This is a genomic window from Actinomadura logoneensis, from assembly GCF_003428695.1.
In the GTDB taxonomy this organism is placed as follows: Bacteria; Actinomycetota; Actinomycetes; order Streptosporangiales; family Streptosporangiaceae; genus Spirillospora; species Spirillospora logoneensis.
On record NZ_QURH01000922.1, the window covers coordinates 1 to 7,282 of the forward strand.

3 protein-coding genes and 2 pseudogenes are annotated in these 7,282 nt (G+C 76.2%); 2 read left to right on the forward strand and 3 right to left on the reverse strand.

What is annotated here, in order from left to right:
- Positions 1-2,021, forward strand: a pseudogene (locus DZF91_RS40635) (hypothetical protein); the annotation flags it as partial.
- A complete protein-coding gene (locus DZF91_RS31105) occupies positions 2,021-3,322 on the forward strand; it encodes a polysaccharide biosynthesis protein (RefSeq protein ID WP_117360646.1) in 1,302 nt (433 codons plus the stop codon). The pseudogene DZF91_RS40635 and the gene DZF91_RS31105, both read left to right, overlap by 1 nt.
- Before the next feature lie 757 nt (positions 3,323-4,079).
- Here DZF91_RS31105 and DZF91_RS31115 read toward each other — a convergent pair.
- The 3 genes and pseudogenes from DZF91_RS31115 to DZF91_RS40640 form a co-directional block, all read right to left on the reverse strand.
- Positions 4,080-5,084 carry a sulfite exporter TauE/SafE family protein gene (locus DZF91_RS31115; protein ID WP_117360648.1) on the reverse strand — a complete coding sequence of 335 codons (1,005 nt, stop codon included), beginning with the start codon at positions 5,082-5,084 and terminating at the stop codon, positions 4,080-4,082.
- 232 nt (positions 5,085-5,316) lie between these two features.
- Entirely contained in the window at positions 5,317-6,831 is a 1,515-nt protein-coding gene (cysC, locus tag DZF91_RS31120; protein WP_117360649.1) for an adenylyl-sulfate kinase, read from the reverse strand.
- Between the two features lie 114 nt (positions 6,832-6,945).
- Positions 6,946-7,282 (reverse strand): annotated as a pseudogene (locus tag DZF91_RS40640) (class I SAM-dependent methyltransferase); the annotation flags it as partial.

A 7,282-nucleotide genomic window follows, 5' to 3' on the forward strand; every position in this document is an offset into this window, starting at 1 on the left:
GCGAAGGACGCGTCCTGGCAGCCAACCTCGCCAAACTCCAATCCCAGGAGAGCGGCGTCCTGTCCGCCCGCGCCAACGCCAACGACGGCGTGCAGTTCGTGGACAGCGCCGACCCCGGCCAGTCGACCCCGGACCAGCTTCCGCAGAACGCGGTGATCGGCCTGGCGATCGGCGCGATCCTCGCCTGCGTCGTGTCGTTCCTGCGCGCGACGTCCGGCGGCCCGCTCCGCCTGGGCGGCCCGCGCGGATCGCGTCCCGGCGCGGGCGGCCCGCGCGTCGAGCGGGTGTGGAGCGACGAGGAGATCCACGGTCCCGCCGCCCGTCCGGCGCTCCCCGCGGGCAACACCTCGCCCAACCCGATCGTCTACCCCGAGCCGCGGCTCGGCGACGCTGCGGCGCGGCACACCGAGTCCGCGTCGCGTCGCGGCGGTTCGACGCGCTCCGGCGAGACCTCCCCGAGGCACGCCGACACCTATCCGCGCCACGGGGAGACGTCCCCGCGCCGCAGCAACCCGTCCGCGCCGTCCACCTCCCCGACGCCGTCGGTGAACGGCGGCTACCCGGAGACCGGTCCCCGGACCTCGCCGCGTGCGGACGGCACCGCTCCCTTCGGCACCCCCGCGACCCCGTCGGCGTCCTCCCGCACCAACGGCTCCACGCCCCGCGCGGACGCCGCCGCCTCCCGCGCCGACGGCCCGTACCCGGCCGCTCCGAGCCCGCGAACGAACGGGACGAGCGCCTACCCGAACAGCGGCGGGACGCGCGCCGAGAGCACCACGCCGTACGACGCCGACGCCCGCACCCGCTCCAACAGCGCGTCCGCGAGCGGTTCCGGCGCGCGGACGGGCGGCTCCGGCGCGCGGTCCGCGGGGAGCGGCGCCCAGGCCGGAGGCCGTTCCTCCGGCGGCGGGTCAAAGGGGGACGACCCATCGCCGGGTGACACCCGTGTAGCCGGTGGCACGAGCGGTGCGTGGTCGGGTGACGCCCCGGCCTACCGCTCCGGGGGAGGCGGACGGCACTCCGCCGCTCGTCCCACCGATCCGCTGAAGGCCGACCCGCCGGCCGCGGATCCCCTGACCGCCGACCCTCTGACCGCCGCCCCCTTGACCGGAGGCGCGCGGAAGGCCGACCCGCTGGGCGCAGACCCGCTGGGCAAGACCTCGCGGCCCTCGGACGCGTCCGGCGCCCGTTCCCCCCGTCCCGCGCCGTCCTTGGAGAGCGGACGTCCCGCGGACCCCGGCATCCGGACGGACGCCACCGACCTCGGAACCGGAAGCGGGTCCGGGTTCGGGCGCGCGCCCGAGCTGGGCGTCCCTGCATCCCCCCCGGGATCCACCCCTGCGTCCACTCCCGCCTCCACCCCGGCATCCGCCGACGGCGGACGCGGGAGCGAGACCGCGCCCGCGACCCCCGAGTCCGACCGGTCCGTCGCGTCCGGGCGCGGACGGCGGGGGAGCGGCGGACGGACGCGTTCCAGCGGCGCGCACTCGCGCGGCTCCTCCCGGAACGACGGTTCGTTCCGCGACCCGGCGAAGGCGCTGGAGACCGGACTGGCCTCCACACCGCCCCGCACGGCGGGCGGCGACGCGGGCAAGAGCGCCCCGCGTCCCGGTGGCGCGCCCGACGCGGTGACCGGCAAGGCGACCGGCACGGCGACCGGCACGGCGACCGGCACGGCGACCGGTGCGGCGACCGGTGGGGTGGCGAAGGAGAAGGATCCGGACGCGCGCATCCCCGTGGCGCTCTGGAGTGACGCCTCCTCCGACCCGTCCGCCGACCCCGGCCGCACGGTCGAGGACCTCCGGATCGTGGACGACGAGACGCTCGCCGCCGCCACCCGGAACAAGCCGAACCCCAAGCCCGACCCCGCCAGGCCCAGCCCCGTCAAGCCCGGTTCGGCCACGCCCGGCCCGGCCAAGGCCGCCCGCCCCTCGGGCGGTCCGGGCGGCAGGCCCGCCGGCCCGCTCGCGGACGCCGCGGACGAGACCGCCGCAGGCCCCGACCCGGACACCGGCGACTGATGCCCGGCAGGCTCACCGGGAAGGCCGGCAAGCTGCTGTCGTCGGCCGGCGGCGCGGTGGCGGTGCAGTTCGTCACGGCGGGCGGCAGCCTCGTCGTGCAGTCGCTCGCGGCCCGGACTCTCGGCGCGTCCGGGTACGGCGCGTACGCGCTGTTCTTCGCCGTGCTGGTCATGATCACGTCGGTGCAGACCAGCTTCGTCGGCGACACCCTGACGGTCTACGACCGGTTCGACCCGAAGGTCCGGGGCGCGCTGCTCTGGTCGGTGGCCGGGACGGTCGCGGCGGGCGCGGCCGTCGGCGCGGTCGTGTCGGTGGCGATGGGCCTCGCCGGGGCGGCCGGGACGGCGCTGTTCGCGCTGCTGGTGGCGCTGTGGCTGCTGAACGAGACCGGGCGGCGGATCTTCACCGCGCGGATGGAGTTCTGGCGGCTCACCCTGAACGACGCGTCCTACCTGGTGGTCACGCTCGCGACGCTCGGGACCGCGGTCGGGGCGGGCGTGGACGGCTCGGTCGAGCTGCTGCTCGGCGCGATGTGCGTCGGGTGCGTCGCCTCGGTCGGGCTGGCGCGGTTGCGGCTGCCCGCCGAGGAGTACGCGGGCGCGCCGCTGCGCGGGACGGCCCTGCGCGAGATCCTGGGGTTCGCCTGGTGGCGGTCGGTGCAGGCCGGGGTCCGGCCGGGGGCGCTGCTGCTCGCCCGCATCATGATCGCGGCGTTCGCGTCCACCGCGGCGCTCGCCGGGGTGGAGGCGGCGCGGCTGCTGCTCGCGCCCGCGATGACGTTCGTGAACGGCGCGGGCTGGTTCCTGCTCGGCGACTTCGCCAAGGCCGAGCGGGAGGGCACGCCGATGCCCGTGCGGTCCGCGCTGCGCGCCTGCGGGCTGATGGCCGGGATCGCGCTGGTGCTGAGCCTCGGCGGGATCGTCCTGGTGGACTGGCTCGGCCCGGTCGTCACCGGCGGCTCGTTCGACGTGGACCGGACCGCGCTCGCGGGCTGGGGCCTGTACGCGGTCTGCTTCGCGTGCACGCTGCCGCTGGCGAGCCTGGCGACCGCGCGCAAGAAGTCCCGGATGGTGTTCGCGGTGCGCGGCGTGGAGAGCGCCGTCGGGCTGCTGGTGCTGCTCGTCCTGCTGGCGGCGGCGCCGCGCCACGCCGCGCTCGCGCCGTACTGCCTGGGCGGCGGCGGGCTGGTGTCGGCGGCGCTGCTCTGGTTCCTGCTGCGCCGCGGCGATCCGCGTCCGGCCGGCGCGCCGGAGGCTTCGGGAACGACCGAAAAGGCTCCCGTATACGGAGTATCCGGGTAGCGGCGGATCACCCGGTGACTATTGTTGCCGCATGCCAGTCGTTCTCTGCGGCGCCGCCGTGCTCGCCGCCGTCCTCGTCACCGGGCTGGTGTTCCTGGCCCGGCCCGCGTCGGCGGGGGCGGTCGCGGACGTCCTGCGCGGCGGGAACGGGGTGGGGGCGGCCCGGCGGAGGTTCCTCGCGGCGCGCGCCGACCTCGTCCGGACGCTCGGCCCGTGGGGCGCGTACGCGCTGCTCACCACGGCGGTCATCGGCACGACGCTGGTGGTCGCGTGGCCGTTCGGGCGGCTGGTCGCGTTCCGGTTCGGGCAGCACGCGATCGACTGGCCGGTCTACCACTGGGTGATGGCGCACCGGCTGCACGGCGGCTGGTCGTCCCTGATGTCGCAGGTCACGCAGGTCGGCGACCGGCCCGCGACCCGCTACTTCGCGATCTTCTCGATGGTGGTGACGCTGCTGCTGGCGCGCCGCCGCCGCTGGGTCCCGGTCGTGCTGATCGCGGTGATGTTCGTGACGCAGTACTGGGGACAGCTCGCGCTCGCGGCGCTCGTCGACCGCGGGCACCCGCCGACCAATCCCGGCACGTACCCGTCCGGGGCGACGATGCGGCTGCTCGCCCAGGGCGGCTTCTGCGTCTTCCTCATCTTCCAGTACGCGCGCGCACGAGGGATGCGGTGGGCGTCGAGTCCGCGCTGGATCAGCGCGGCGTTCACGCTCGTCGTCCTGTCCGGGGTGGTCGAGGGCTACACGCGGATCGACCTAGGGCGCCACTGGATCACCGACGTGGCCGGCGGCTGGCTGGTCTCCGGGCTGCTGCTCACCGGCTTCACGTTCGCCGCCGGAGCCGTCCTGCCGTGGGCGACGGGCGCGGGCGAACGCCCAGAACGCCGTGGCGACGACCGCCATGCCGACGATGGTCCAGGCCAGCGGGACGGCCGGGACGCCGAACATCTTCAGGCCGGACACCACTAGGACGAACGCCAGCGCCCTGCGGATGATCCCGCCGGGCGCGCGCGAGGAGATCCGCGACCCGAGGTAGACGCCCGGCACCGATCCGGCGAGCAGCGCGACCGTGACGTCGAGGTGGAAGTCGCCGAACAGCAGGTGGCCGAGCGCGGCGGAGAACACCAGGGGCACCGCCTGGAGCAGGTCCGTCCCGACGAGCTGGTTCGCGCGCAGCGCCGGGTAGAGCGTCAGCAGCGCCACGATGATGAGCGATCCGGAGCCGACCGAGGTCATCCCGACGACGAGCCCGCCGACCAGCCCCACCAGGGCGGTCGGCAGCGGCCGGACGGTGATGGCGGGCGGCGCGCCTCCGGCTCCGTCTCCGGCCGCGCCCCCGTCTCCGGACGCCGCGTCGTCGGCGGCGTCCGCCCGTCCGCGCCCCAGCCACGCCCTGACGACGATCCCGGCGGCGGCCACCAGGAGCGCGACGCCCATCGCCTTCTGCACGACGTCCTGCACGGACGCGCCGTCGCCGAGGGCTCGCGCGACCAGCACTCCGGCGAACGCGGCGGGCACCGACCCGGCGCACAGCCAGCCGACCAGGCGCAGGTCGACCGTGCCGCGCCGCAGGTGGACGAGGCTGCCGACCGGCTTCATCACGGCCGCCGCGACGAGGTCGCTGGAGACCGCGGCGAGCGGGCTGATCCCGAAGAACGTCACGAGCATCGGGGTCATCAGCGCCCCGCCGCCCATCCCGGTCAGGCCGACCACGACGGCGACCAGGAACGAACCGCCCGCCATCGCCCAATCGAAGTGCATCGGCATGACCTACCAGACATATCGGGAAACCTGGTTGCCACCCTACGATCCTCCGCCGCCGAGCAGAACCCCGGGGAGCCGAAGCCTCACTCCGGCGGAACAGGGCCTCGGAGACCGGCGGACGGAAGGCGGGGCGACCAGGGCAGGCCAGAAGGAGCAGGGAGGCCAGAGCAGGGCGGGACGGGGCCGGGAGGCCAGAGCAGGGCGGGACGGGGCCGGGTCGCCCGCCCGGTCACTCCGGACGGAGCCAGGCGCCCTCGGTGAGCAGCTCGACCACGCGCGCGACGGCCTCGTCCGGCGTCATCGTCGAGGTGTCGAGGGTGAGGTCGGCGTCCTCGGGAACCTCGTACGGGTCCGAGACGCCGGTGAACTCGGGGATCTGCCCGGCCCGCGCCTTGGCGTACAGGCCCTTGCGGTCGCGGCGCTCGCACTCCTCCAGCGGCGTCGAGACGTGCACGAGCACGAAGTCGCCCGCGGCCTCGACCATCCGGCGGACCTCGGCGCGGGTGGCGGCGTACGGCGCGATCGGCGCGCAGACCGCGAGGCCGCCGTGCCGCGTGATCTCGGCGGCGACGAACCCGATGCGGCGGATGTTCAGGTCGCGGTCGGCGCGCGAGAACGTCAGCCCCGCCGACAGCAGCCGGCGCACGACGTCGCCGTCCAGCAGCGTGACCGTGCGCCCGCCGCGCTCGACGACGGCGTCGCACAGCCCCCGCGCGATGGTCGACTTTCCCGATCCGGACAGCCCGGTGAAGAACACCGTGAGGCCGCGCTCGTGCTTGGGCGGGCGGGCGACGGCCAGCTCGGCGGCGACGGCGGGCGGGGTGAACCAGTCCGGGATCGGCTCGCCGCGGTCGAGCAGCTCGCCGAGCCGCTCGGGCGTCAGCTCGGCCTGGACGTGGTCGGGCTCGATCCGCGCGACCGGCCGCCAGACCTCCACGTCCGCGTCGTAGGCCCACGGCTCGGGGACGACCACCGGGACCGCCGTGCCCTCGACCTCGGCGGACGCCAGCAGGTGTGTCGCGCCGTAGGCGGCGGCGACCTGAGCGCGCAGCAGCGTGTCGCGCTCGGCCTCCGGGTCGCGTCCGTTCGCGGCGTCCTGCGCGAGCTCGGTGACGGGCGGGCGCGGCGGCAGCGGCACCGGGATCACCCGCGTGCCTTCGGGAAGCTCGCGCCGGACGGCGAGCAGCGCGCGCACGAGCGACTCGTCGTGCGCGCCGCTCAGCAGCGGCAGGACGAGCACCCGCGCGCCCAGCCGCTCGGCGACCTGGCGGACCTGGCCGAGGCCGCGCCGGTGCAGCGGCTCGCGGGTGGCGACCGCGAGCACCGGGCCCTCGGCGGGCTCCATCTCGTCCGGCCGGCGGCGCAGCCGGTGGAACGGCCCGTGCGCGGGCGCGCGCAGCGCCTCCAGCGGACCGGCGAGCCGCCAGCCCTGGGTGGTCGGGTCCTGCCACGCCTCGGCGACGGTGAGGACGGCGAGCGGCACGCCCTCAGGGTCCTGCAGGACGACCCGCTCGTGCGCGGTCAGCTCCTTCGGGACGGTGAGGGTGACCGGCACCGGCCACGGCGTGCCGTCGGCGAGCCGTCCGCCCCCGATCACCATCGCCGTGTCGAACGACCCGAGGAACCCCGGCAGCGGCCGGTACACGCCCGAGAGCAGCAGCTCCAGGTCCGCGAGCTCCACCGGGTCGGGCGTCCAGGTGGGCAGGTCGCGCAGCATGTCGGGAAGGCCGGCTTCGGCGGTCACCGCGGTCTCCGATCCCGCCCGGCGCAGGGCCGGGCCGATCCAGGTCACTAGGGGTTTCCGCAGAAATTTACCGACCCCGCGCCCCGGCGCGCACCTCGCGCGCGCCGGGCGGGGTCAGATCACCCTGGCGTACCGGCTCTCCGGTTTGCGGATCACCAGGGTCACCTCGGAGTGCGTCGCGGGCAGTCGGCCCCGGCTCGCGGCGGCCACCCCGCGGCACGCCGCGGCGACCAGCCCGGGTCCGGCGCCGAGGCCGGTCATGCAGTCCCGCGAGACGTACTGCTCGGCGACGACCAGGCCGCGCATCCCGCAGTACCACTCCATCCCGGCCCGCGACGCGACCCGGTCGTACACGGTCGGCGCGGGCGGCGGCAGCGGGACCGTCCCGTCCCGCGCCCTCGCACCGCGCCCGGTCGGCGTCCTGCCCGCGGGCGCGTCGCCGCAGCCGGAC

What these genes read in the sequence shown, in the direction of transcription:
- DZF91_RS31105 (WP_117360646.1), top strand. Translation starts at nt 2,021, where the DNA reads ATGCCCGGCAGGCTCACCGGGAAGGCCGGCAAGCTGCTGTCGTCGGCC.
- DZF91_RS31115 (WP_117360648.1), bottom strand. Translation starts at nt 5,084, where the DNA reads ATGCACTTCGATTGGGCGATGGCGGGCGGTTCGTTCCTGGTCGCCGTC.